The organism is Pseudoflavonifractor phocaeensis, assembly GCF_016901955.1.
Taxonomy (GTDB): Bacteria; Bacillota; Clostridia; order Oscillospirales; family Oscillospiraceae; genus Flavonifractor; species Flavonifractor phocaeensis_A.
In genome coordinates this window covers 1-24,282 of record NZ_JACJLC010000049.1, presented here as the reverse complement: position 1 = coordinate 24,282, position 24,282 = coordinate 1, and the positions used below count along the sequence as shown (strand labels likewise).

Genomic DNA, 24,282 nt, shown 5'->3' with positions numbered 1-24,282 from the left:
TTCAGAAGTTCTTCCGGAAGGCCGTCCAGGTTCCCCCCGGTCTCTTCCAGTTTTGGTTCCGTTTTCAGTGCCTTCCGTAAGGCGCTCAGATAGAATACCACTCCACCCCCACTTTGTCAACACCTTTTTTCAAGTTTTTCGAAGTTTTTTTGCCCACCCCAAAAAGGCCAGGAACAACGGGGCTCCCACCCCCAGAATCAGGCTGAGGGTAAGGGCGGGGCCTTCCATCAGAGCGTCCAGGGCAAAGGCGTCGGGAAACAGCCAGATTCCCCCCAGCGCGGCCAGTGCCGCCGCCGTCCACAGGGCGGCTTTCCGGGAGAGGGCGGGCAGGGCGGTATGCGCCAGCACCGAGCAGGCGCAGACCATCAGCCCCAGCAAGGCCAGGTCGGCCAGCACCCACAGAGCGATAACCACCGACTCTACCCGCTGGAAGGTTCCCTCGAACCCGATCCCTTTTACCATCATAAAGAAGGGTGTATCCAGCCGGGAAGTGAGTCCGGGGCCAAAGTTGCCCAGACATACCGCCTGGAGGGCGGTGAGCGTCAGACACAGCCCCACCCCCCAGGTCAGCACCCGACGGCGGCTCCTCTCCTCCAGAGTGACCCGTCCGCCCAGCACGGCGGCAAAGGGCAGATAGCCCGCCAGCCCCAGCACCGGCAGGGCGGCCCCGCCAATGGCGGGCAGATCTTCTACCCAAACCGGAAGCAGGTTGACGGCCTCCATTTGGAAGGCTCCCAGCACCAGGGAGACCCCCAGTCCAATGGCAAGAGTCAGAAAAAAGACCTCCCCCGCCCGGGCCAGGGCCCGCACCGGCTTGGCGGCCAGCCAGGCCGCCGTCCCCAGCAGCACCAGCAGATAGAGGCGCATGGGGCCGTTGCGGTAGCTGATGGTGAGAAACCGGAGGGCACACTGGCGGGCATTGGCGGCCAGAAGGAAGATCCCCCACAGGCAGTAGATGAGACAGATCCCCTTCCCCACCGGCCCGCCCAGCAGGGAGAGGAACGCCTGGTCCAGCCCCCCCTGGCGGCACAGGTACCACAACCCCAGGCAAAGCAGCAGGACCACCGGCAAGGCCGCCAGGGCGGAAAGCCATCCCCCTGCTCCCGCCACCTGGGCAGTCTGACCGGGCAGCATCCGGATAGCCGGAGAGAGCAGGGCCGTAAAGGTAAGGGCCAGTAGCTGCCGCAGGGAAATATGGTCCTCTGTCATAGGGGTCACCTCCTGGAACAATGGAATGTCAAATTGGTCCGGGGCATAGGGCGGCGGGGCGTTCGGAGGCCACCTTCTGCTAGCCGTCGGCGTGATAGCTCCGCTGGATGGTGGCCTCCGCTCTGGCCGTCAGCTCCAGGCCGGCCATCCCCTTCTCTTCCAGCAAAGCAGACTTGCGCCAGGGAACGGCCAGGGCGGCGGCGGGCCGCAGGCCCAGGTAGTCGGCGTCCAGGCTGGCGGCCAGCGCCAGGGCACGCTCCATCCGGCTCTCCTCCACCTCTTCCAAGGCGGCAGCCAGCGCCGCCAGGGTCTCCTCGTCGGGCATGGGGGCTCCCTCGGCCAGGTTGGCCTCCACCCGGCAGGTCACCGCCAGGCCGGTCAACGACTCCCCATCCCACAGGGGACGCACACCGGTTTCCGCCCCTACCACCCGAAGGGCGGCGGTGGTCTCCCCGGCGGTCACGGTGACCACGTCCGCATCTACCTTACTAAAAATCAGGTTAACTCCCAGGGCGGCCTCCCCCTGGGCCCACCCCGCCAGGGCATCTCCCTTTAAAATGCCGTATCCAGCGGCGGACAGTTCCCCGTCCCCGGTCACGGCGGGCACAAAGGAGGCCCCCTGCCGGTCCAGATCGGCCAGCACATCCTTCACTGTGCGGGGCATGGAGGCGGCGGTGAGCCCCGCGTCAGCGGCCAGGGCCTCCAGCCGCTCGGTAGCAGAGCCCTCCTCCGCCGCTTCCCGGATGGCATTCTCCGCGTCCCCCTGTACCAAATAGAGAGCGGTCTCCAGCCGCATCTCCACATCCCGGAGGGTATAGTCCAGCGCCGGCGACAATCCTTCCCCCGCCAGCGCCTCCCCCACCAGAAGCTGGGTCACATGGCCAAAGTAAAGGTAGGAGTCCCCGCCCCCCTGGAGGGCCAGCACAGCGGCGCTGATGGTGTCCGCCTCTCCCGTCACCACCCGGGTCTCCTCCTGGTCCCCCCCGGAGGCAGTGATCTTCACCCCCGCAGGAGCCACGTCCACCCCCAGGGTACGGATGAGCTCCATATCCTCGATCTCCCGGCCATAGGGCAGGGCCCCGGCATACCGGCCGCACCCCGTCAGAAGGAAACATAGGGCCAGCGGCAGACAAAACAAATATTTTTTCACCGCTGCTTCCTCCGGTTTCTGGGTTTCAAGGCAGACGGACGGAGCTTGATCTCCGGCATGGGCCGGCGGAGAAACACGTGCTCCCGGGCGTGGAGCCCGGTGCCTACGGCAAAGGGGGTAAGGTAGGGCACCCCAAAGCTCTCCAGGCCTGCCAGATGGATGATGAGGGCGGCCGCTCCCAGGATGACTCCAAAGAGTCCGGCCCAAATGGACAGCAGCACCAACACGAACCGCCAGATGCGCAGGGCGCCTCCCAGCTCCTGGGAGGGCATGGTATACCCGGCGATGCCGGCGATAGCCACCACGATGAGCACCGCCGGGGAGACGATCTTGGCCTCCACGGCGGCGGAACCCACCACCAGGCCGCCGATGATGGACACGGTCTGTCCGATGGATTGGGGCAGCCGCAGCCCCGCCTCCTGGAGGATCTCAAAGGCCAAGAGCAGTACAATCACCTCAAAGCCGGAGCGGAAGGGCACGTTTTCCTTGGCCGCGATGATGGACAGGGCCAACCGGGTGGGGATCATCTCCTGGTGAAAGGTGACCATGGCCACATAGAGGGCGGGCAGGATCAGGGTGGTGAGCATGCAGAAGTAGCGCAGCACCGTCAGGACGGTGGCCAGCATCCAGCTGGAGGACTTGTCCTGAGGGGCCTGAAGGAAGTTTCCCAGCACCGCCGGGGCCAGATAGCCCAGGGGGATGCCGTCAATAAACAGCCCCACCCGTCCCTGCGCCAGCCCGGCGCAGAACTTATCGGATCGCTGGGTATACTGCACCAGGGGAAAGGGGGTATGGGCGGCGGGAACAATATATTCCTCAATGGCCCCGGTGGAAAACACTCCGTCGATGTCAATCTCCTTCAGCCGGGCGGCCAGCTGCTCCACCAGATGTGGATTGGTGAGTCCTTCAATATATAGTAGATCCACCAGCGTCTGAGACTGCCGGCCTACCACTTGTTCCTGTATACGCAGCTCGGCGGTTTTCAGATGGCGGCGGACGATGCTGGTGTTGGTACGCACACTTTCCACAAAGCCGTCCCTTGCCCCTTTGAGCACCGTCTCGTTGTCAGGAGCGGACACCGACCGCTTTTCCTCTGTGCCCACAAAGCAGGACAGTACGGCGGATTCCCCGGGAAACAGCAGCACGCACCAACCGGCCACCAGGTCGGATACCACTTGATCCAGGCTGTGCCGCCGGGCCACTCCCAGGTTGTACAGGGCCCCCTGCTCCATCCGGGTCATCTGCTGGGCGGGCGTGCAGCCCGCCAAACTCCCATCACGGGCCAGAGGTTTGAGCAGGTAGTCGCTCACCCGCTCCATCCGCACCATTCCCCCCAGGTAGCACAGGGTGAGTCCCCGCCCCGTTCCGCCCCCCAAAACCACGGGGCGGACTGTGTAATCCACACAATCCCGGAAGATCTCCTCCAGCCGCTCCGCCGTAATGGGACCGGGATATCTGGGCTCCCGCCTGGGATGGGGGGGGATATCTCTTGCCGGATCCTTTGCCATAGCCGTCCCTCCCTGCTGTTGGCTGGAACTAGCATACCCAGCCCGGCGGTTCTTATGCGCGGGCCATCGCCGCGGCAATGTCCAGGCCAAATCTGGGGCAGGCCGATTATACACATTTGTCCGCCGTTTTTTCCCATATACAAAAATCGGCATATGTCCATGCTATAATATGGCATAAGACTAATATGACCATACCGTGTCTAAAACCGGGACAGGAGGTCTTTTGTTATGGGCAAACCATTGGCTTATTTGGGCTTGTTTTTTCATATTTCGGCAAGAATCCGACAGGACTATTGGAAAGATACGCTGGCAAGGAACCGGCGCTCCCTGCTGGTAATCTCCATCCTGGTCATTGTTTTTGAGCTGTACAACCTTGCCCGGGTGCTGCTGCTCTCTCGCTCCGGTCTGACAACCTTGAACAACCGGATCTACTTTTCCCTATATTGTATCCTGCTGGGCATAGCCATCCTATACCTGGTGATGGACCGGCTGCTGCGCCACGCCTCCCACCGGGCCCAGTGGGCCCTCCAGTACACCGTGACCCTGTCTATGCTGCTGTGGCACGCGTGCCTCAACCTGTATGACCTCTACCGCACCCCCAATGGGGAGACCAGCGTTTTCATGACAGCGGTGCTGGCCCTGGCGGTCTTTATTCATATGCCCTGTCAGTACAGTATTCTTCTGTTTGGCTTGGCATATGGTCTGTTTTTTCCTCTGTCCGGCCCCTCTCTCACAGCGGGAGACCGGGTCAATCTGACCATCACGGTGGTGGTGGCCCTGGCGGTCTCCCTGACGGTGCACCACAATACCGTGGTGTATCTGGACCAGCAGCACCAGATCAATCAGGTCAACCAGCGGCTCCAGTCCATGCTGGAGCGGGAACCTCTCACCGGCCTGCTGAACACCTCCGCCCTCCAGAGGTGCGCCGAGGGCCTGCTGGCCGCCCGGGAGCCCATCACCCTGATCATTGTGGACATGGATGATTTCAAGGGGATCAACGACAAGTTTGGCCATCCCTGCGGGGATTTTGTGCTGCGGCAGGTGGCTCTGTCCCTCCAGTCCGTCTATTCCCACGCCCGGGGCATCGGCCGCATCGGGGGAGATGAATTCGCGGTGGTGCTGGCTCAGACCTCCCGGGAGGCGCTCAACCGGCAGGCCGGCCAGCTGCTGGCCCGGCTTTCCCTGATCCGCTGGCAGAATCAGCCGGTAAACGTCTGCTGCACTCTGGGTGTGTGCCAGGGTGCAGGGGCTCTCACCTATGAGGAGCTCTACCGCCAGGCCGATCAGGTACTCTACCAGGCCAAGGCGGCAGGCAAGGGCCGCTGCTTTATCGGGGAGCTGTGCCGTCCGGCGGGTTGAGCCCCGCCGTCGCTTTTTATAAACCATAAAAAAACACCCAATTCCCTAGGGAATTGGGTGTTTTTATCATCATGTACTGTTTTACCCTTCCTTCTGGGTCTTGCGCCACTCGTTGAGGATGGCGCAGAACACCAGGGACAGGTAGCTCTCCTCCGCCTTGGCGGAACGGGAGGTAAGCGCGATGGGCACCCGGGCGCCCACCACCGCGCCGCAGGTGAGGGCATGGGCATGGATGAGCCAGCTCTTCACCAGGGTATTGGCCGCGATCAGGTCCTGAGCGATGATGCCGTCAAAGCCGCCGCCCGCCCAGGGACAGTCGTAGTTCTTCAGCCGGCAGGCCTCCTTGGAGATGATCAGATCGTAGGAGATGGGCCCCCACAGCTCGCAGTCGGCGAAGGGGTGGCGCTTCTGCTCGGACACCAGGCGCTGGGCCTCGATGGTGTCGGGCATATGGAAGTTCACGTTCTCCACCAGGGCCATCAGGGCCAGCTTGGGGTTTTCATAGCCGAAGGCCTTCAGGGCGTCGGCGGTATTTTTGATGATGGCCATCTTCTGGGTGGGATTTGGATTGACGATAACCGTCATGTCAGACAGGGCCAGCAGCTTGGGGTACTCGGGAATGGAGGCCAGCGACACATGGCTCACCACCCGCTCGGTGCGCAGGCCGTTCTTCATGTCCAGCACCGGCATGAGGAAGTCCCGGGTGGGCAGATTGCCCCGCATAAGGATGTCCCCATCCCCGCCCCGGATCACATCAATGGCAGCCTGGGTCACGTTATGGCCGGGGGCGGTATCCGCCATGGTATAGGGCTCCCGCTCCAGGCCCAGCTTCTCCAGCTGCACCATGATGCGGGCCCGGTCACCTACCAGCACGGGCTGTACGAAGCCCTCCTTCTGGGCCTGAAACAGCCCCTTGAGCATGTTCTCCCCGTCGGCGCCTGCCAGCACCACCCGGAGGGGATTGTTCAGTTTGGGGACGCGGCTGATGATCTCGTCAAAATTTTTTAACTCCATGGGATGATCCCTCACTTTTCCATTGATTCTGTGGCAGGTCTGAGCCTTCCCATTATAATGGCTGCCGGACAAAGCCGCAAGCCCCTGGGCGCCGGTCTTTCGGCCCGGGCATACCCCAAACCCGGGGGACACCACTAATTATACTGTATAGTTTGAAAAATTACAAGGTCTTTCCGCCGTTGGAGGGCAATAAAAATGGGGGCCGCCGCAGGTTTGCGGCGGCCCCGGTGACGCGGGTCAGATATTCTCGTTCTGGGGGATCTTGGGCAGGGAGTCAAAGCCCTTCTGCAGATCCTCGTCGGTGGGGATGTAGTCGGTCATCTTGCCGCTGAGATAGTTCTCATAGGCGGTCATATCGAAGAAGCCGGTGCCGGTGAGGCCGAAGAGGATGGTCTTTTCCTCACCGGTCTCCTTGCACTTCAGGGCCTCGTCGATGGCGCCCTTGATGGCGTGGGAGGACTCGGGGGCGGGGAGGATGGTCTCATGCTTGGCGAAGAACACAGCGGCCTCGAACACCTGGGTCTGCTGGTAGCTCACCGCCTCCATGTACCCGTCGTGGTACAGCTTGGAGAGGATGGGACTCATGCCGTGGTAGCGCAGGCCGCCGGCGTGGTTGGGGGCGGGGATGAAGCCGCTGCCCAGGGTGTACATCCGGGCCAGGGGGGTGACCTTGCCGGTGTCGCAGAAGTCGTAGGCGTACTTGCCCCGGGTGAGGGAGGGGCAGGAGGCGGGCTCCACGGCCACGATGCGGGGGTTCTTCTTGCCCTGGAGCTTGTCGGCCATAAAGGGGGCAATGAGGCCGCCCAGGTTGGAGCCACCGCCGGCGCAGCCCACCACCACGTCGGGGTACTCGCCCAGCTGCTCCATGGCCAGCTTGGACTCCAGACCGATGATAGACTGGTGGAGCATCACCTGGTTGAGCACGCTGCCCAGCACATACCGCTTGCCGCCGGCGCTGCCCACCGCGCTCTCCACCGCCTCGGAGATGGCGCAGCCCAGGGAGCCGCTGGTGCCGGGGTTTTCGGCCAGGATCTTCCGTCCGGCCTCGGTGGTCATGGAGGGGGAGGGGGTCACGTCGGCGCCAAACACGTTCATCATGGCCCGGCGGAAGGGCTTCTGCTCATAGGAGCACTTTACCATGTACACATCGCAGGACAGGTCGAAGTAGGCGCAGGCCACGCTGAGGGCGGTGCCCCACTGGCCGGCTCCGGTCTCGGTGGTGACGCCGGAGAGGCCCTGCTGCTTGGCGTAATAGGCCTGGGGGACGGCGGAGTTGAGCTTATGGGAGCCGGAGGTGTTGTTGCCCTCGTACTTGAAATAGATCCGGGCAGGGGTGCCCAGGGCCTTCTCCAGGTCGTAGGCCCGGATCAGGGGGGAGGGCCGGTACATCTTGTAGATGTCCAGCACCGGCTCGGGAATATCAGTATACGCCTGGGTAGCGTCCAGCTCCTGCCGGGCCAGCTCCTCACAGAAAATGGGGGCCAGGTCAGCCTCGGTCACCGGCTGAAGGGTGTCGGGCCGGAGCATGGGATCGGGCTGCTCCTTCATGGCGGAGCGCATATTGAACCACTGACGGGGCATCTGGTCTTCGGTCAGAATCACCTTATGGGGGGTCTTTTTCATATCGTACACTCCTTTATTCAGTGTTAGGCTGGGGATAAGGGCATGAAAAAAGCCCCTGTCCCAATGCTTCTCTGGGACAAAGGCTAAAACCTCTGCGGTGCCACCCGGATTGACGTTGTATAACGCCCGCTCACTTCCGCGGGACAGTCAGCCCGCGCTCCCCTGATAACGGGTGGAGTCCCCGTCTGGCTACTTGGCGTACCGTTCGCCCTGCCCTCAAAAGCCCATTCATCCGGCGTGCCCTGCCCCGCTCCCACCGCCCGGGACTCGCTGAAAGGTCATCCTTCCGGATTACTTCTCTTTCTCATCGGTTTTACGATTTAGTTTGGCATAGTATACTCCCACGTTTGCTATTTGTCAAGGGGTTTTTCCCATTTTCCCGCCACGTCCCCCGCGCCGCCGCCATCGGGCGGGGACAGAGCCCCGCCCCTACAGGCGTTCAGACGTTTTGTTCCCGTTCCGTAGGGGCGGGTCCCAGACCCGCCCTTATTTCCGCTGCAAGCTCCGCTTCCCCTCTGTCATTCGCCTGCCCGCTCCCCTGCTCTGGGCCACGGCCTTGACCACCTCGCACACCGCCACGGGGGTAAGGGCCAGCACAAGCACCGCTCCCCAGGCCCGTGGGGGCAGGGGCACGGTGGAAAAGACCACCTGGAGGGGAGGCGCCAGCAGCACCGCCAGCTGCATGGCCATTCCAATGAGGAAGGCCTTGTTCATGGCGGGGTTGGAGGTCAGGCCGATCTCAAAGATAGACTTGCGCTCGCTGCGGGCGTCAAAGGCGTGGAAGAGCTGGCAGAGTGTAAGGGTTGCGAAGGCCATGGTGTTCCCCACCGCCAGGCCGCCGTCGGGGAGCACCAGGGTTCCCAGCAGATAGGCCGTCAGGGTGAGCAGCCCCACCAGGACCCCCTGCCATACCAGCCGGAAGGCAAACCCGTGGGCAAACAGAGACTCCCCCGCTTTCCTGGGGGGCTGGTCCATGACTCCCTTCTCCACCGGCTCCACCCCCAGAGCCAGGGCGGGCAGGGAGTCGGTGACCAGGTTGAGCCACAGCAGCTGCACCGGGGCCAGGGGCATCTGGGGGAACCGGAACAGGGTGGCCAGGGCGATGGTCAAGATCTCCCCGATGTTGCAGGAGAGCAGATAGTGGATGGCCTTTTTGATGTTGGCGTAGATCCCCCGCCCCTCCTCCACCGCCGAGACGATGGTGGCGAAGTTGTCGTCGGTGAGGATCATGTCAGCGGCTCCCCGGGCCACATCGGTGCCGCTTTTGCCCATGGCGCAGCCGATGTCGGCGGCCTTGAGGGCAGGGGCGTCGTTGGTGCCGTCCCCCGTCATGGCCACCACCTTCCCCCTGGCCTGCCAGGCCTGGACGATGCGCAGCTTGTGCTCCGGGGACACCCGGGCATACACGGCAAACTTGTCTACCTCCTCCTCCAGGGCGGGCTGGGGCAGGAAATTCAGATCCTCCCCGGTGAGCGCCCGGTCCCCGGGGCGGCAGATCCCCAGCTCCTTGGCCACCGCCACGGCGGTGAGCTTGTGGTCCCCGGTGATCATCACCGGCCGCACCCCGGCGGCGTAGCACTGCTCCACCGCCCGTTTGACCTCCGGCCTGGGCGGGTCCATCATGCCCAGCAGCCCCACAAAGGTGAGTTCCTTTTCCACCGTGGCGCTGTCCAGGGGCTTGGGCAAAATCTCCACATCCCGCCAGGCCACTCCCAGTACCCGCAGAGCTTTTCCCGCCATGGCCTCGTTCCGGGCCATGGCCCGGCCAAAGGCGGTATGCTCCATTCTGCACCGCCGGGCCAGCACATCTGGGGCCCCTTTTACCAGAATGCGGTAGCCGCCTCCCGGGCGCTTATGTACCGTGGTCATCAGCTTGCGCTCCGAGTCAAAGGGCAGCTCCCCCACCCGGGGCCATTGCTGTTCCAGCTGGTTTTTGTCCAGCCCCGCCCGGGCAGCAGCCTCCGTCAGGGCATTTTCCGTGGGGTCGCCGGTGCAGATGGGGGTCTTGCCCCGCCAGGTCAGGGCGCTGTCTCCGCACAGAGCGCCAATGGTAAGGGCCAGATCCCGCTCTCCCTGGCGGGCGGTCCAGATGTCCACCACCGTCATTTTGTTTTGGGTCAGGGTGCCCGTCTTGTCCGAGCATATCACCCCGGCGCACCCCAGGGTCTCCACCGCCGGCAGCTTTTTCACGATGGCCCGCCGCTTGGCCATGCGGCTCACCCCCAGGGCCAGCACAATGGAGATAATGGCAGGCAGGCCCTCGGGGATCGCTGCCACCGCCAGGGACACAGCGGTCATGAACATCTCCAGCATGTCCCGGCCCTGGAGCAGCCCCACTCCGAACATCACCCCACACACGCACAGGCAGAGGAAGGACAGGGTGGCGGAGATCTCCCCCATCTTCTTCTGTAAAGGAGTCTGACTTTCTCCCTTTTCCATCAGCATCCCGGCGATCTGACCCACCTGGGTATCCATGCCGGTGGCGGCCACCACGCACAGCCCCCGTCCCTTGGTAATGACCGTGGCAGAGAGGAGCATATTTTTCCGCTCGGCCAGGGGGGTATCGGCAGGCAGGGGCCCCAGAGCTCCCTTGTTTACCGGGGCGGACTCCCCGGTCATGGCGGACTCGTCGGCCTGGAGCCCCGCCCCCTCCAAAATGCGGCAGTCGGCGGGCACCAGGTCTCCGGCCTCCAGCCGGAGCACGTCACCGGGCACCAGCTGCTCGGCGGGCACCGGGGTGAGCCTGCCGTCCCGCAGGGCATGGGCCACCGGGGCGGCCAGCCCCTCCAGGGCCTCCAGAGCCTTCCGGGCGCTGTCCTCCTGGGACAGGGAAATGGCGGCGTTCACCGCCACAATGACCAAAATGATGGCGGCGTCCAGCCAGTCCTCCCCGCCCCCTACCCATAGGGAGAGGGCCGCCGCCCCCAGCAGCACCAGGATCATGGGGTCCTTTAGCTGGCCCAGCAGGCGGGCGGCAAAGCTCTTGTCCTTTTTTCGGGCCAGCCGGTTGGGGCCGTGCTGGACGAGCCGCTTGGCGGCCTCCGCTCCGGTGAGTCCCTCCTGGCTTGTCCGTAGCTGCTCCAGCGTGTCCTTGGCGGTTTTGGCGTGCCACTGTTCCATCGTCCTCGCTCCTTGGAAGTCCAGATTTTGGAAACAGTATACCAGCCTCCACCCCCGAAACGGCGGGAATGGTGGCACCGGCGGCAGAAAAACCCGGTCGGAGCCTGGTGGTTCCAAAAAAACGGCTGCCCGCAGGCAGCCGTTTGCAACTGTCGAAAAAGGCACATGCGCCTTTTTCGACAAGAGGTTGCATGACGGATAGAGCTCGATTTCTTGCGAAATAGTCGCACCATCCGTCATGAGAAGTGTCATTTTCGAGGCACATGTCCCCGGAAATGACAGATTTTAATTTTATTCCGTCGCCTGCCGGCGGCGGAACTCTGCGAGGCTTCCCACTGAGGGAGGTTTTTCGATAGACTGAAACGGCTGCCCGCAGGCAGCCGTTTCCCGTACTATCAATTTGTACTCTTAGGCATAGGCGCCAGCGTCCTGGCGGAGGTAATCGATCCACACCTGGCAGGCCTGGTCGGTAAAGTGCATCCCCATACCGGAGGCGTCGGAGCAGTAGGCGTCGGGCAGGTAGCCGTCGGCGTCACGGAGCACCGAAGCCACGTCCACATAGTGCCAGCCGTTGCGCTGGCACATCTCCTGGAGGCCCTGGTTATAAATCACCAGATTGGCGTTGTTGAGGACCTTCAGCTCGTTGCCCTTGTGGATGGGGGTGGCGGACTGGACGAAGATCTGCAAGTCGGGGGTTTTTTCCAGGATCAGCTTGAGCAGGGTCTCCATATTGGCCACCGAGCCGTCGATGCCGTACATACCCACGTCGTTCATGCCCAGCAGGATATACAGCTTTTTGGCCCCGCAGGCGGCGATGGAATCCTCCAGCCGCATTTTGGTGCCCTGGTACAGGGGGTGGACCGACTCGCTGCTCACGTCCCACAGGGCGTTGCCGCTGCCCAGGCTGCCGGCGGTGAGGAACTGGGCCTTGCCCAGGAAGGAGGGATCGCTCTGGCGCATTTTGCTCACATAGCCGGTGAGCTTGAGGGAAATGGAGTCCCCCACGAACACCGCGTCGTCAAACCAGCTCCAGGCCACCGGGGTGACGCTCCCGCTGGCGGGCTGGGCGGAGGCGGTGGGCTCGCTGGTGGCGGGCTGGGTGTCCACCGGAGTCTCCACCGGGGCAGGGGTGGCGGAGGGCTCCACGGCGGGAGAGGAACTGGCCCCAGGCAGGGCGCTGGGGGTGGCGGAGGCCACGGGAGAGGGGCTGGCGGTGGTTCCCCCGCCGCCGCCGCAGCCGGCGGCGGACAGCAGCAGGGCCAGGGTCAGGGCAGTAAGAGCGGCGGTGTGAACAGCTTTTTTCATAGAAACTCCTTTCGGCGGAAGCCCCGCCTGTGGTTACTTTCATGAGAAAATATGATACCGGCCCGGGTCCGGGCCGGTATCAACATCCTACTCCCCGGGAGAGAGGCAGTCAAGAAAAATCTGGTGACAAAATAGGGACAATTTCAGCCTTGGGACTGGTAGAGTACCTGAGCTTGGGACAGGAAGGCGTTGGGGTAGTCCTTCAGCACCTCCATGACCCGGCTGGCGCTCTTTTGCAGGGTAATGGTAACGGTATAGGTGGTGTCGTCTGTGGACAGGGTATTGTTGGTGGGCACAGGGGTGGCGCCCGGCAGGCCGGAGGTGTCCCGGAAGGTGAGCTCCAGATCGGTGTAGCAGCAGTTGTCCATCCGCTCCTGGTTCTCCAGCAGATACCGCCGGCCCAGGTTCCCGTCCTTGATGTCTGCCAGGACGGCCTCCATCAGAGGCTCCAGCAGGTCGGCGGGCAGGGGCTGATACACATACTCCTCCTGCTCCTCGTCGTACAGATTCACCAGACAGGCGTCCACCAGCCGGTCCTCCTCCTCGAAGTAGGCCTGTTCCAGCAGGGCGGGCTGATTGAGCAGGGTCTGGAGCAGGTTTGCAGGGGTGCCCGCGGTGTCCAGATCCTCCTGCCGGATGGGCAGGCGGTACTGCCGCTTCATTACGGTGCCGTCGGCCAGGGTGTAGCTCAGCCGCAGGGTGACGGTGGTAAAAGTCTCCACCTCGTATCCGCCCTCGGTCATAGACCACCGCTGGCCCAGGTAGGAATCGTCGTGGGCCCAGGCCTGGAGCTCCTCCCGCCGGTCCACCACCGCCTGGTGGAGGGCCAGGGCCTGACGGATGATCTGGGGATCGGAGGAATTCCAGGCAAAGGAGGAGGCCGAGTCATAGGGATAGGTGTTGATGCTCCCCATGGACACCTTGACCACCTGCTTCTCGCCGGGCACCGCCCGCTGGTAGCCGGGCAGGTCCAGCTCCACGGCACACACCAGGGCGGTCAGACAGGCCAGCAGGACCACGCAGCCCTTCCAGCTCCCCTTGAACACCCAGAACTTTTTCTGGAGGAGCATGGCGGCCACAAACCAGCCCACCGCCCCCCACAGTAGCATCCAGCCCAGGATGGTCCAGGTGCCCTGAGGCAGCAGAGTATAGAAGATGGAGTAGAAGAACAGGCCGGTGGCCAGGGCGGAGCAGGCCGCCACCCCCCACTGGAACAGGGGGCGCATCCAGCCCACGCTGATCACGTCCCCGGCGGTCTCCAGCCGGCGGCGGCGGTAGAGGGTCAGGGCCAGCCCGGCCAGCACCAGCCCCACCAGGGCGTACAGGGCCACCAGACCCAGGCCGTAGTAGCGGGCCGCGCCGTCCTCCGAGTAGGAGAGGCCGGTGGAGCGCATGATATGGAGCAGGGGGGAGAGCCAGATGGCCGCCTCCTCCAGCCAGAGGGCGCTGGAAAAGCCGAAGAGGATCTCCTGAGCCAGGTACTCCAGCAGCAGGGCCGCCAGATAGGGCAGCAGGGAGAGGATCAAGTACAGGGCGGGCAGGGCCAGCAGGTGACCGGTAAACATGGCGCACAGCACGGCGAAGGAGTAAAAGAACAGGCTCATGAGGGTGACCGACACCAGCCAGGTAAACAGGCTGCTGAACACCACCCTGCCGTTGAGACCGGCGGCCAGCAGGCCCAGAAGGAAGGCCAGCACCTGGGGGATCACCAGGAAGGCCAGCCCCGACAGGTAGTTGGTGAGGAACAGACCCTCCCGACGGATGGGCAGGGCGTGGAACACCCCCGCCGAGCGGCTGGAATACAGGTAGGAGAACACCGCCATGGCGCACAGGATGGCCCACAGAAAGACCAGGATGATGGAAGAGGCGTTGGTCAGCAGGCTCAGGGGGTACTCCCGGGCCAGGGCGGCGGTCCAGCTCTCCCGCCGGGCCAGGATGGCCACCGGCAGCAGCAGGATCCAGGCCAGGGCGTACAGCCCCCAGATGGGCCAGAACCGGGCGGCGTTCTTGCGGAGCAGGGTGAAATTAAAGTACGATGTCCCGGACCGCATAGTCCTCACCTCCCAGCTCATAAATAAAGATCTCCTCCAGGGTCAGGGGCAGGGCCTCCATCAGGATGGGGGCGTAGGCCGCCAGCCGGTTGGTGACCTCGGTGGCGTTGCCCCGGACGATAAGGGTGTGGATCCGACCCACCTGGGACACATGGAGCAGGGGCAGGTCCTCCGGCAGGGGGGGCAGCTCCCGCTCCTGGAACACGATCTGCATCTTTACCACGTTTTCCTGCAGATCGGACAGGGACCGCTCCAGCAGCACCTTGCCATGGGACAGGATGCCCACGTGGTCGCACACGTCCTCCAGCTCCCGCAGGTTGTGGGAGGACACCAGCACCGTGGTGCCCCACTCGGCCACGTCCCCCATCAGCAGGGACCACACCTGCCGCCGCATCACCGGGTCCAGGCCGTCCACCGGCTCGTCCAGCACCAGCACCTCCGGCCGGCAGCACAGGGCCAGCCAGAAGGCGGACTGCTTCTGCATCCCCTTGGACAGCCGGCGGATGGGCTGCTTTTCGTCCACGTTGGAAAAGACCTCCTTCAGGGTCTGGTACCGGTTCTGGTCGAACCGGGGGTAGAAGCCCCTGTAAAAGCGCATCATGTCCCGGGTGGAGGCCGACAGAAAGTAGTACAGCTCGTCGGGGATGTGGGCGATGCGGGCCTTGGCCTCCGGATTTTCATAGATGGGGTTGCCCTCCAGCAGCACCGAGCCGGAGTCCTGCCGGTACACTCCGGTAACGTGGCGGAGGAGGGTGGACTTGCCCGCCCCGTTGGGCCCCACCAGGCCGTAAATGGAGCCCTTGGGCACCGTCATGGTCAGCCCGTCCAGGGCCCGGAACCCGTCAAAGGTCTTGACCACGTTCTTGGCTTCGATCATGGCGTCTCCTCCTCTCTCCCAGCCTGGCGGAGGGCCGCCTCCTCCAGGCGGCGGGCCAGCTCCCCGGCGGTCATGCCCAGGAAGAGCAGCTCTGTGGCCGAGGAGTCAAAGTCCCGCAGCAGCCGCTCCCGCCGGGCAGCGTTCACGTCGGCCTGAGGGGAGGCAAAGGAGCCCTTCCCCGATACCGTGTACAGATATCCCTCTTGTTCCAGGGCCTCATAGGCCCTCTGGATGGTGTTGGGGTTGATGGCCAGGGAGGTGGCCAGCGCCCGCACCGACGGCAGCTTGTCTCCCGCCTGCAGCGCCCCCGTCACCACCAGGTGCCGCAGCCCGTCCTTTACCTGCTGGTAAATGGGCCGGGCGTCCCGGTAATTTAACTGGATCATAGCTTCCTCCTTCCACGGAGTGTACCACTTGCATTAGTACAGCCAGTATACACAAGCAACGGGGGGAAGTCTTTAAGAAAGTATGACGTTTTTAGGTCCGCGGCCTGTAGAATCCCGGATATTGTCCGCCCCCCTACGAGAAAACAGGCGAATTGAGACGCAAAAAACCTCCCCGCCAGGCGGGGAGGTTTTTTTACGGCAAACGCCGGATCAGCACATGGGCTTCAGGTCGGGGGAGACGATCAGGGTAGCCTCGGTGGCCGCCTGGATCTGCTCCACGGTGAACTCGGGGTTGTACTCCACCAGCTCCAGGCCCTTGTCAGTGACGTTGATCACGCCCATCTCGGTAATGATCTTAGTGATACACTTGACGGCGGTATAGGGCAGACGGCACTTCTTCAGGATCTTGGGATTGCCCTTGGCGGTGTGCTCCATGGCAACGATGACGTTCTTGGCGCCCACCAGCAGGTCCATGGCGCCGCCCATGCCGGGCACCTTCTTGCCGGGGATGATCCAGTTGGACAGGGAGCCCTCCTCGTCCACCTCCAGGCCGCCCAGGATGGTGGCGTCCACATGGCCGCCCCGGATCAGGCCGAAGGAGGAGCAGGAGTCGATGAAGGCGCCGCCGGGAGCCACGGCGGCGGGAGAGCCGCCGGCGTCGGTGACGTACAGGGGGTCCTTGTTGTCCTCAGTGAGGGTGCCGGTACCCACGATGCCGTTCTCGGACTGCAGGGTGACCTTCACGCCCTCAGGCAGGTAGTTGGGGACCAGGGTGGGCAGACCGATGCCCAGGTTGACCACGTCGCCGTCCTTCAGCTCGGCGGCCACGCGCTTGGCGATAAAGCCCTTGATCTGAGACTTTTCCATTATGCCTTACCTCCATCCACAACGTAGTCCACGAACACACCGTAGGTGTGCACGTTCTCGGGCTCGATCTCACCGATCTCCACCACATTGTCGGCCTCGGCGATGACCAGGTCGGCGGCGGTGGCCATGGGCAGGTTGAAGTTGCGGGTGGTGCCCTTGTACCACACGTTGCCGGCCTTGTCGATCTTGTTGCCGCAGATGATGGCCACGTCGGCATGGACGGTCTTCATCAGCAGGTAGTCACGGCCCTCGATGGTCTGCTTGCCCAGGCAGAAGTCCTTGTTGTCCTCCACGATGGTGCCCACGCCGGTGGGGGTGAGCACGCCGCCCAGGCCGGCGCCGTTGGCGCGGATCATTTCGGCCAGGGAGCCCTGGGGGATCAGGTCCACCTTCATGGAGCCCTCGTTCATCTGCTGGGCCACCTCGGGATTCAGACCCACGTGGGTGGCGATCAGGTGCTTGACCTGGTGGTTATGGATGAGCTTGGCGACGCCGTAGTAGTCCTCGCCCAGAGGACCGCCGGGCATGGAGCCGTCGTTGGAAATGAGGGTAAAGTTGCCCTTGCCGGACTTGGACAGGGCATCGATGATCTTGTGGGCGTTGCCGCAGCCCATGAAGCCGCCGCACATAATGGTGGCGCCGTCAGGGATGAGGGCCACGGCCTCTTCCACGGTGACAAACTTGGCCATTGGAGTGTCCTCCTTACAAATACATTTTTTCAACCTGGGGCCCGGTCAGACCGGGCCCCGGACTGAAGCTGGGTCAGATCAGCACTTCTCGAACACGGTGGCGACGCCCATGCCGCCGCCGATGCACAGGGTGGCCAGGCCCTTCTTGGCGTCGTCCCGCTTCTGCATCTCGTGGAGCAGGGTGACGATGATGCGGGCGCCGGAAGCGCCCACGGGGTGGCCGATGGAGATGGCGCCGCCGTTGACGTTCACCTTGTCCATGTCAAAGCCCAGCTCGCGGGCCACGGCGATGGACTGGGCGGCAAAGGCCTCGTTGGCCTCCACCAGGTCGATGTCGTCGATGGTCACGCCGGCCTTGGCCATGGCGTTGCGGGAGGCGGGCACGGGGCCCACGCCCATGATCTTGGGATCCACGCCGCCCTGGCCCCAGCCGATGAGCTTGGCCATGGGCTTCAGGCCGTACTTCTCCACCGCCTCGCCGGAGGCCAGCAGGATGGCGGCGGCGCCGTCGTTGATGCCGGAGGCGTTGGCGGCGGTGACCCGCTGGACATGCTTCTTGGCGTCGTCGGCGTGGACCTGGGTCACGTCAAAGGTGTGGACGATCTCGTCCTCCACCCCCTCGGGGCCCACGGGGAAGGCGCCCCGCAGCTTGGCCACGGACTCCATGGTCACGCCGGCCTTGGGGAACTCGTCCACCTTGAACTCCACCATTTCCTTCTTCTTCTTGATCATCACGGGGACGATCTCGGCCTCGAACCTGCCGGCGGCCTGGGCGGCCTCGGTCTTGTTCTGGGAGGACACGGCAAAGGCGTCCATCTCCTCACGGGTGATGCCCCACACGTCGGCGATGTTCTCGGCGGTGGTGCCCATGTGGTAGTTGTTGTAGGCCTCCCACAGGCCGTCCTTGATCATGGTGTCCACCACCTTCTTGTCGCCCATGCGGGCGCCCCAGCGCTCGGCGGGGAGGGCGTAGGGAGCGGCGGACATATTCTCGGTGCCGCCGGCCACGATCACGTCGGCGTCGCCGGCCAGGATGGCCCGGGCGCCCTCGATAACGGACTTCATGCCGGAGCCGCACACCATGCCCACGGTGTAGGCGGGGACGGAGTAGGGCACGCCGGCCTTCACGGCCACCTGGCGGGCCACGTTCTGGCCCTGGGCGGCGGTGAGGATGCAGCCGAACATGACCTCGTCCACCTGGTCGGCCTTCACGCCGGCGCGGTTGAGCACTTCCTTCACCACCACGGCGCCCAGATCGGCGGCGGGGGTGTCCTTCAGGCTGCCCCCGAAGGAGCCGACGGCGGTGCGGCAGCAGTTGACTACGTAGACCTCTTTCATGTACTTGACCTCCAAAATAAAGTTTCTTTTCCCCTAATAAAACCCTTCGATCCATTATACCTCCCTGTTTTTTAAAAATCAACCAGCAACCTGGAGGAATTAAACGGCAGCTTCCATATTTGTGCAATTCTTTACCACGGCAGCGGGCCAGAGCGGCCCGTTTCCTCCACTTTGCCCGGTTACCGGGCGGAAACGGCCCCCATTGGTCAGGAAGCGGTCAAACCGCCGCAAAAATCCGGTGGGAATTGTGCAAGCCAGAGAAGAATAAAAATTTCAAGGGGTTTTTTTAAAATGTCGATGCATTTTCCACCGCCCTTTGATATAATAACCTCGAGACAAGAGAAATGACGGATGTATCACCGGCGGCAGGGCCGCCCGGCGGAAGGCCGGGAGGGCCTGTTTTCCGGTGTTATTGGCGTTACGCCGGTTTGCCCGGGGACCCGGGCCAATCTGAAGGGTATGAGGTGATCCTATTATGAGCACCACTGGAGCGGTCGTGTTCCTTCCCCGGGAGGGGGGCGGCGTGTGCCGGATGCTGGAGGAGCTGCTGTTTGACCCGGCGGCCCGCTGGCTGTCGGAGGCCCTTTCCGCCGCCGGCGTGAAGCGGTTTTTCGTGGTGTGCCACAGCGACGACAGGGCCAAGGCGGAGGTCTGCTTCCCCGTGGGTACCGAATTCGTCACCGGCAGCACCGGGGACGCCCTGGACCAGCTGATGGCCTTCCTGGCCGGGCTGGAGGGCAAGGCGGTGGTCATCACCCGTCCGGTGCTTCTGTCCTGGCAGAGCGCCCGGCAGCTGGTCGACGAAAACGGCACCGGTCCTCTGGACAACAGGGACACGGGGGTGTGCCGGGTGGACGCCTCCCTGCTGGCCCAGGCCCTGGCCGACGGAGCGGGGCTGGATGAGGCCCTGAAGGAGCACGCCGACAAGCTGGGCGGCAGGAGCATCTGGTATCAAAGCGCCTGCGTCCTCCGCCCCGGCCCCGAGGGCCGGGTGGAGGGAGAGCTCACCGCCCGCAACTACGGCGCCTACCGCCTGCTGGAGCAGGGAGCCCGGGTGATCGATCCCAATACCTGCTACACCGGGCCCAGGGTCCAGGTGGGGGCTGGGACCGTCATTTTCCCCAATACCATTCTCCGGGGGGACACCACCGTGGGACCGGGCTGCCAGCTGGGTCCCAACACCCTTATCCAGGACTGCACTCTGGCCGGCGGGGTGGCGGCAAATTCCTCCCAGCTGGCGGGCAGCGCCGTGGGCGACGGCTGCCGTCTGGGGCCCGGCGCCTTCCTTCAGGACTGCACCCTGGCCCATGACGTGGCGGTGATCGCCTCCCAGCTTATGGAGAGCACTGTGGACGCCGGGGCGGTCATCGGCCCCTACGCCTATGTCCGGCCCAACTGCCATGTGGGCGCCGGGGTGAAGGTAGGGGACTTTGTGGAGCTGAAAAACGCCACCATCGGAGCGGAGACCCGCATCTCCCACCTGGCCTATGTGGGGGACGCCGACGTGGGCAGCCAGGTGGACGTGGGCTGCGGGGCTGTCACCGTCAACTACGACGGGGCGGGCAAATACCGTACCTCCATCGGGGACCACGCCTTCATCGGCTGCAACACCAACCTGGTGGCCCCGGTGCGGGTGGGGGACGGGGCCTATACCGCCGCCGGCTCCACCATCACCGACGACGTGCCCGCTGAGTCCCTGGCCATCGCCCGGCCCCGGCAGGTGGTGAAGAAGCAGTGGACCGCCCGCCGGGCCAAACGAAGATAAGTCCTTTGCCGGAAGCGGGGACTTTTTATATAGAGAGATCTGAATACTGACACATGATCCACCAAAAATACTTGAGAGGATGTTTGAAACGATGATCGCACACGGTAAGGACATCAAGATCTTTTCCGGTACCGCCAACCGGCCTCTGGCCGAGGCCATCTGCAAGGAGCTGGGCATGGAGCTGGGCAACGCCGAGGTAGGCGCCTTCTCCGACGGCGAAAACTATGTCTCCATCTATGAGACCGTCCGCGGCTCCGACGTGTTCGTGGTACAGCCCACCAGCTATCCCGTCAACGACAACCTGATGGAGCTGCTCATCATGATCGACGCCCTGAAGCGGGCCTCCGCCGGCCGGATCACCGCTGTGATGCCCTACTTCGGCTATGCCCGTCAGGACCGCAAGACCAAGCCCCGGGATCCCATCTCCGCCAAGCTGGTGGCCAACCTCATCACCCGGGCCGGCGCCGACCGCCTGCTGACCATGGACCTCCACGCCAACCAGATCCAGGGCTTCTTCGACATCCCCGTGGACAACCTGCTGGGCAACCCCATCTTCACCAACTACCTCCACGACCGGTTTGCCGGCAAGGAGGACGAGATGATCGTGGTCTCCCCCGACGTGGGCTCTGTGGCCCGGGCCCGGGCTTTCGCCCAGAAGCTGGGCATGGGTCTGGCCATCGTGGACAAGCGCCGCCAGAAGGCCAACTCCTCTGAGGTCATGAACATCATCGGCGACGTGCGGGGCAAGAAGGTCCTCCTCTTTGACGACATGGTGGACACCGCCGGCTCCCTGTGCGGCGCGGCCCAGGCCCTGGTGGAGCTGGGCGGCGCGGTGGACGTGATTGCCTGCGCCAGCCATGGTGTGCTCTCCGGTCCCGCCGTGGAGCGCATCGAGAAGAGCGTCATCAAGGAGCTCTACTTCCTGGACACCATCCAGCCCAAGCAGGGCATCTCCTGCGACAAGATCAAGTATCTGTCGGTGGCCCACATGTTTGCCGAGGCCATCAGCCGCATTTACGAGGAAGTGTCCGTCTCCAAGCTGTTCGTGTAACACCATTTATGATACCGACCGGACTCGGCGGGGGCTTGCCCCCGCCGTTGTCTGTCCAAGGAGCAACTATGTTTTTTGACAAGAACCGATCCTCCGGGGTAGAGTGGCTGGTGGTGGGCCTGGGCAATCCCGGAGAGAAATATGAAAATACCCGGCATAATGTGGGCTTTCTCACCATAGACCAAATCGCAGAGGAAAAAAAGATCCCCGTCCAGCGGCTCAAGTACCGGGCCCTCACCAACACGGTGGAGCTGGGGGGCGCCAAAGCCCTGCTGATGAAGCCGGTCACCTATATGAACCTGTCCGGCGAGGCGGTGGGAGAAGCCGCCCGGTTTTACAAAATCCCCCCCGACCACGTGCTGGTCATTTCAGATGACGTCTCCCTCCCTCTGGGCAAGCTGCGCATTCGCAAGGGGGGCTCCGCCGGGGGCCACAACGGCCTGAAAAACATCATTCAGCACCTGGGCACCGACCAGTTCCCCCGGGTGAAGATCGGCGTGGGGGAAAAGCCCCACCCGGATTACGACATGGCCGACTGGGTGCTGAGCCGGTTCGCCGGAGAGGACCTGAAAACCATCACCGCCGCTGTGGAGCGGGCCGCCAAGGCGGTGGCCTGCGTCATCCAGGAAGGGCCGGACAAGGCCATGAACAAGTTCAACGGGTGAGTGGACGGCGGGCAGGAAAAAAGCCTTCCCACCACAGGGGGGAAGGTGGCCCGCAGGGCCGGATGAGGGGGCCTGCGTTAGACGGCGGGCGGGGACAGAGCCCCGCCCCTACGGGCAACCAATGCGGCGATGGCGGATTTCCCGGGAAAAGCCGCCCCTGTAACTTCCATATTTTTCTAAACTGAGGTGAACCATGAAACAGCTGCTCTCCGCCCTGGGCGACATTCCTGAATACCGCTCTCTTCTGGCCGCCGTGGACAACGGAGCCTGTCCGGCGGCCTTTTCCGGCCTGTCGGCGGTCCACCGGGCCCACTTTGCCGCCGGGCTCCACCGGGAGCTGGGGCGGCCGGTGGTGGTGGTGTGCGCCGACGAGGGGGAGGCCCAACGGATGGAGAAGGATCTGGCCGCCCTGTCGGGGGAGCTGGTGCGCACCCTGTCCGCCCGGGAGTTTACCTTCCACAACGCCGCGGTGGTGTCCCGCCAGTATGAGCACCGGCGGCTGTCGGCGCTCCGGGCCCTGGCAGCGGGAGAGTGTCCCCTGCTGGTGTGTACCGCCGAGGCCCTGCTCCAGCGCACCATGCCCAAGACCCTGCTGACCCAGGCCGCCCAGGTGCTCCGCATGGGGGAGGCCCACGACCTGAACGGGTTGACGGATACCCTGGCCGCTGCCGGGTATGCCCGGTGTGAGCAGGTGGAGGGGGTAGGTCAGTTCGCCCTTCGGGGGGGCATCCTGGACTTCTTCTCCCCCGCCCACCCCAAGCCGGTGCGGGTGGAGTTCTTCGGGGATGAGATCGACGCCATGGGCTACTTCGACCCGGACACCCAGCGGCGCATTGAAAATATCAGCCAGGCAGAGATCCTGCCCGCCGCCGAGGTGCTGCCTCAGTTCGCCCCCGGGGGCTGGCCCGGCCTGCTGGACGCCCTGGACGGGCTTATTTCCCGGGCAAAGCGCCGGAAGGGGGGCCAGGCCCTGGTCCAAACCCTGGAGGAGGACAAGGAGCGGCTGGCCGCCGGCACCTCCTTCCCCGCCCTGGACCGGTATCTGGCCCTCATCTACCCCACCATGGCTACGGCGGCGGACTACCTGCCGGAGGAGGCGGTGGTGGTGCTCAGCGACAGCGGCCGGGTGGCTGAGCGGGGCAAGAACTACCTGTGGCAGCTGGGGGAGGACGCCAAGGCCCTGCTGGAGCGGGGGGAGCTGGCCGGAGAGCTGGCCCGGTTCGCCCGCACCCCCGAGGAGCTGTGGGAGGTGCTGGAGGGCTGGCCGGTGTGCTATCTGGACGCCTTCGCCGCCTCCTCTTACCCCCGGCGGCCCCGGACCCTGCTCAACCTGCTGGCCAAGCAGCTGCCCTCCTACGGGGCCAGCCTGGAGACCGCCGTGTCCGACCTGGCCCACTACGTGTCCGAGGGGTTCCGCACCGTGGTGCTGGTGAGCAGCCAGCAGCGGGCCCTCAACCTCCAGGCCCTGCTGCGGGAGCAGAAGATGACCACCGCCGTGGACTTCGACCTCCACGCCCTGCCGGACTACGGCAAGGCGGTCATCGCCGTGGGCGGGGTCACCGCCGGCATGGAGTACCCGGTGGGGCGGCTGGCTGTCCTCACCGAGGGCCAGTCCGCCCTGGGCAAGCGCCGCAAGAGCAAGCCGGTGACCAACCGGCAGAAGCTGGGCTCCTACGCCGACCTGTCCCCCGGAGACCTGGTGGTCCACGAGCACCACGGAGTGGGCCGCTTTGTGGAGATGACCAAAAAAGTGGTGGACGGGGTGGAAAAGGACTATATCAAGATCGCCTACGCCGGCACCGACATCCTCTACGTCCCTGCCACCTCCCTGGACCTGGTGAGCAAGTACATCGGCTCCGGGGAGGACGGCAACGAAACCCGCAAGCTGAACAAGCTGGGGGGCGCCGACTGGGAGCGGGCCAAGTCCAGGGCAAAAAAGGCGGTGAAGGACCTGGCCAAAGGGCTCATCCAGCTCTACGCCCAGCGGCAGCGGCAGCCGAGCTACGCCTTTTCTCCCGATTCCGAGTGGATGCACGAATTTGAGGAGCAGTTCGAGTACGCCGAGACCGACGACCAGTTGCGGTGCATCGCTGAGATCAAGCGGGACATGGAGCAGCCCCGGCCCATGGACCGGCTGCTGTGCGGCGACGTGGGCTACGGCAAGACCGAGGTGGCCTTCCGGGCCATCATGAAGTGCGTGCTGGACGGCAAGCAGGCCGCCATCCTGGTGCCCACCACCGTGCTGGCCCGGCAGCATTTCCTCTCTGCCAAGCAGCGGTTCGCCAAATATCCGGTGGAGATCGAC

Annotated in this window: 18 protein-coding genes; 5 read left to right on the top strand and 13 right to left on the bottom strand. The window is 64.1% G+C overall.

Annotation, left to right across the window (positions count from 1 at the left end; genetic code table 11):
• Positions 1 to 129: 129 nt before the first annotated feature.
• The 3 genes from H6B51_RS11345 to H6B51_RS11335 all read right to left on the bottom strand — a co-directional run bounded on the left by H6B51_RS11345 (position 130) and on the right by H6B51_RS11335 (position 3,867).
• Positions 130 to 1,209 (bottom strand): GerAB/ArcD/ProY family transporter, encoded by a 1,080-nt coding sequence (locus tag H6B51_RS11345; RefSeq protein ID WP_204883799.1) that lies wholly within the window; start codon positions 1,207 to 1,209, stop codon positions 130 to 132.
• Between the two features lie 79 nt (positions 1,210 to 1,288).
• Positions 1,289 to 2,359, bottom strand: coding sequence for a Ger(x)C family spore germination protein (locus tag H6B51_RS11340; RefSeq protein ID WP_335342148.1), 1,071 nt, complete (start codon positions 2,357 to 2,359; stop codon positions 1,289 to 1,291).
• Positions 2,356 to 3,867, bottom strand: coding sequence for a spore germination protein (locus H6B51_RS11335; RefSeq protein WP_204883798.1), 1,512 nt, complete (start codon positions 3,865 to 3,867; stop codon positions 2,356 to 2,358). Before H6B51_RS11335 ends, H6B51_RS11340 begins: the two co-directional genes overlap by 4 nt.
• 228 nt (positions 3,868 to 4,095) lie before the next feature.
• On the opposite strand from H6B51_RS11335, the gene H6B51_RS11330 reads away from it, so the two are divergent.
• Positions 4,096 to 5,226: a GGDEF domain-containing protein gene (locus H6B51_RS11330; protein ID WP_204883797.1), complete on the top strand. Its 1,131-nt coding sequence runs from the start codon at positions 4,096 to 4,098 to the stop codon at positions 5,224 to 5,226.
• Positions 5,227 to 5,307: 81 nt separating this feature from the next.
• On the opposite strand, the gene H6B51_RS11325 is transcribed toward H6B51_RS11330, so the two are convergent.
• The 10 genes from H6B51_RS11325 to H6B51_RS11280 all read right to left on the bottom strand — a co-directional run bounded on the left by H6B51_RS11325 (position 5,308) and on the right by H6B51_RS11280 (position 18,496).
• On the bottom strand, positions 5,308 to 6,240 hold the full coding sequence (locus H6B51_RS11325; protein ID WP_204883796.1) for a phosphate acyltransferase: 933 nt from the start codon (positions 6,238 to 6,240) through the stop codon (positions 5,308 to 5,310).
• A gap of 237 nt (positions 6,241 to 6,477) precedes the next feature.
• Positions 6,478 to 7,863 carry a TrpB-like pyridoxal phosphate-dependent enzyme gene (locus tag H6B51_RS11320; RefSeq protein WP_204883795.1) on the bottom strand — a complete coding sequence of 462 codons (1,386 nt, stop codon included), beginning with the start codon at positions 7,861 to 7,863 and terminating at the stop codon, positions 6,478 to 6,480.
• Between the two features lie 486 nt (positions 7,864 to 8,349).
• Positions 8,350 to 10,983, bottom strand: a complete 2,634-nt coding sequence (locus H6B51_RS11315; RefSeq protein ID WP_204883794.1) for a cation-translocating P-type ATPase — start codon at positions 10,981 to 10,983, stop codon at positions 8,350 to 8,352.
• Positions 10,984 to 11,391: 408 nt separating this feature from the next.
• Entirely contained in the window at positions 11,392 to 12,288 is an 897-nt protein-coding gene (locus H6B51_RS11310) for a GDSL-type esterase/lipase family protein (RefSeq protein ID WP_204883793.1), read from the bottom strand.
• A 143-nt stretch (positions 12,289 to 12,431) separates the two neighbouring features.
• The gene (locus tag H6B51_RS11305) at positions 12,432 to 14,339 is read right to left on the bottom strand and encodes a hypothetical protein (RefSeq protein ID WP_204883792.1); all 1,908 of its coding nucleotides are present in this window, start codon (positions 14,337 to 14,339) and stop codon (positions 12,432 to 12,434) included.
• A complete protein-coding gene (locus H6B51_RS11300; protein WP_204883791.1) occupies positions 14,314 to 15,216 on the bottom strand; it encodes an ABC transporter ATP-binding protein in 903 nt (300 codons plus the stop codon). Before H6B51_RS11300 ends, H6B51_RS11305 begins: the two co-directional genes overlap by 26 nt.
• Positions 15,213 to 15,602 (bottom strand): GntR family transcriptional regulator, encoded by a 390-nt coding sequence (locus H6B51_RS11295; RefSeq protein WP_204883790.1) that lies wholly within the window; start codon positions 15,600 to 15,602, stop codon positions 15,213 to 15,215. Before H6B51_RS11295 ends, H6B51_RS11300 begins: the two co-directional genes overlap by 4 nt.
• A 210-nt stretch (positions 15,603 to 15,812) precedes the next feature.
• Positions 15,813 to 16,469: a 3-oxoacid CoA-transferase subunit B gene (locus H6B51_RS11290; protein ID WP_204883789.1), complete on the bottom strand. Its 657-nt coding sequence runs from the start codon at positions 16,467 to 16,469 to the stop codon at positions 15,813 to 15,815.
• Complete coding sequence (locus H6B51_RS11285; protein ID WP_204883788.1) at positions 16,469 to 17,158, bottom strand: CoA transferase subunit A; 690 nt, start codon at positions 17,156 to 17,158, stop codon at positions 16,469 to 16,471. The genes H6B51_RS11290 and H6B51_RS11285 overlap by 1 nt, the downstream gene beginning before the upstream one ends.
• Before the next feature lie 78 nt (positions 17,159 to 17,236).
• Positions 17,237 to 18,496, bottom strand: a complete 1,260-nt coding sequence (locus H6B51_RS11280) for an acetyl-CoA C-acetyltransferase (protein ID WP_204883787.1) — start codon at positions 18,494 to 18,496, stop codon at positions 17,237 to 17,239.
• A 475-nt stretch (positions 18,497 to 18,971) separates the two neighbouring features.
• Here H6B51_RS11280 and H6B51_RS11275 point away from each other — a divergent pair, with 475 nt between their 5' ends.
• The 4 genes from H6B51_RS11275 to H6B51_RS11260 form a co-directional block, all read left to right on the top strand.
• Complete coding sequence (locus H6B51_RS11275; protein ID WP_204883786.1) at positions 18,972 to 20,261, top strand: DapH/DapD/GlmU-related protein; 1,290 nt, start codon at positions 18,972 to 18,974, stop codon at positions 20,259 to 20,261.
• A gap of 91 nt (positions 20,262 to 20,352) precedes the next feature.
• A complete protein-coding gene (locus tag H6B51_RS11270; protein WP_204883785.1) occupies positions 20,353 to 21,312 on the top strand; it encodes a ribose-phosphate pyrophosphokinase in 960 nt (319 codons plus the stop codon).
• Positions 21,313 to 21,380: 68 nt separating this feature from the next.
• The gene (gene pth / locus H6B51_RS11265) at positions 21,381 to 21,977 is read left to right on the top strand and encodes an aminoacyl-tRNA hydrolase (RefSeq protein WP_204883784.1); all 597 of its coding nucleotides are present in this window, start codon (positions 21,381 to 21,383) and stop codon (positions 21,975 to 21,977) included.
• Positions 21,978 to 22,170: 193 nt separating this feature from the next.
• Positions 22,171 to 24,282, top strand: a 2,112-nt coding sequence (locus H6B51_RS11260) for a CarD family transcriptional regulator (RefSeq protein ID WP_204883783.1), incomplete at its 3' end; no start/stop codon positions are given.

Bases quoted from the DNA above. Each gene is read 5' to 3' on its own strand.
- H6B51_RS11345 (WP_204883799.1), bottom strand. From the start codon at position 1,209: ATGACAGAGGACCATATTTCCCTGCGGCAGCTACTGGCCCTTACCTTT.
- H6B51_RS11335 (WP_204883798.1), bottom strand. From the start codon at position 3,867: ATGGCAAAGGATCCGGCAAGAGATATCCCCCCCCATCCCAGGCGGGAG.
- H6B51_RS11330 (WP_204883797.1), top strand. From the start codon at position 4,096: ATGGGCAAACCATTGGCTTATTTGGGCTTGTTTTTTCATATTTCGGCA.
- H6B51_RS11325 (WP_204883796.1), bottom strand. From the start codon at position 6,240: ATGGAGTTAAAAAATTTTGACGAGATCATCAGCCGCGTCCCCAAACTG.
- H6B51_RS11320 (WP_204883795.1), bottom strand. From the start codon at position 7,863: ATGAAAAAGACCCCCCATAAGGTGATTCTGACCGAAGACCAGATGCCC.
- H6B51_RS11315 (WP_204883794.1), bottom strand. From the start codon at position 10,983: ATGGAACAGTGGCACGCCAAAACCGCCAAGGACACGCTGGAGCAGCTA.
- H6B51_RS11310 (WP_204883793.1), bottom strand. From the start codon at position 12,288: ATGAAAAAAGCTGTTCACACCGCCGCTCTTACTGCCCTGACCCTGGCC.
- H6B51_RS11305 (WP_204883792.1), bottom strand. From the start codon at position 14,339: ATGCGGTCCGGGACATCGTACTTTAATTTCACCCTGCTCCGCAAGAAC.
- H6B51_RS11300 (WP_204883791.1), bottom strand. From the start codon at position 15,216: ATGATCGAAGCCAAGAACGTGGTCAAGACCTTTGACGGGTTCCGGGCC.
- H6B51_RS11295 (WP_204883790.1), bottom strand. From the start codon at position 15,602: ATGATCCAGTTAAATTACCGGGACGCCCGGCCCATTTACCAGCAGGTA.
- H6B51_RS11290 (WP_204883789.1), bottom strand. From the start codon at position 16,469: ATGGAAAAGTCTCAGATCAAGGGCTTTATCGCCAAGCGCGTGGCCGCC.
- H6B51_RS11285 (WP_204883788.1), bottom strand. From the start codon at position 17,158: ATGGCCAAGTTTGTCACCGTGGAAGAGGCCGTGGCCCTCATCCCTGAC.
- H6B51_RS11280 (WP_204883787.1), bottom strand. From the start codon at position 18,496: ATGAAAGAGGTCTACGTAGTCAACTGCTGCCGCACCGCCGTCGGCTCC.
- H6B51_RS11275 (WP_204883786.1), top strand. From the start codon at position 18,972: ATGAGCACCACTGGAGCGGTCGTGTTCCTTCCCCGGGAGGGGGGCGGC.
- H6B51_RS11270 (WP_204883785.1), top strand. From the start codon at position 20,353: ATGATCGCACACGGTAAGGACATCAAGATCTTTTCCGGTACCGCCAAC.
- pth (WP_204883784.1), top strand. From the start codon at position 21,381: ATGTTTTTTGACAAGAACCGATCCTCCGGGGTAGAGTGGCTGGTGGTG.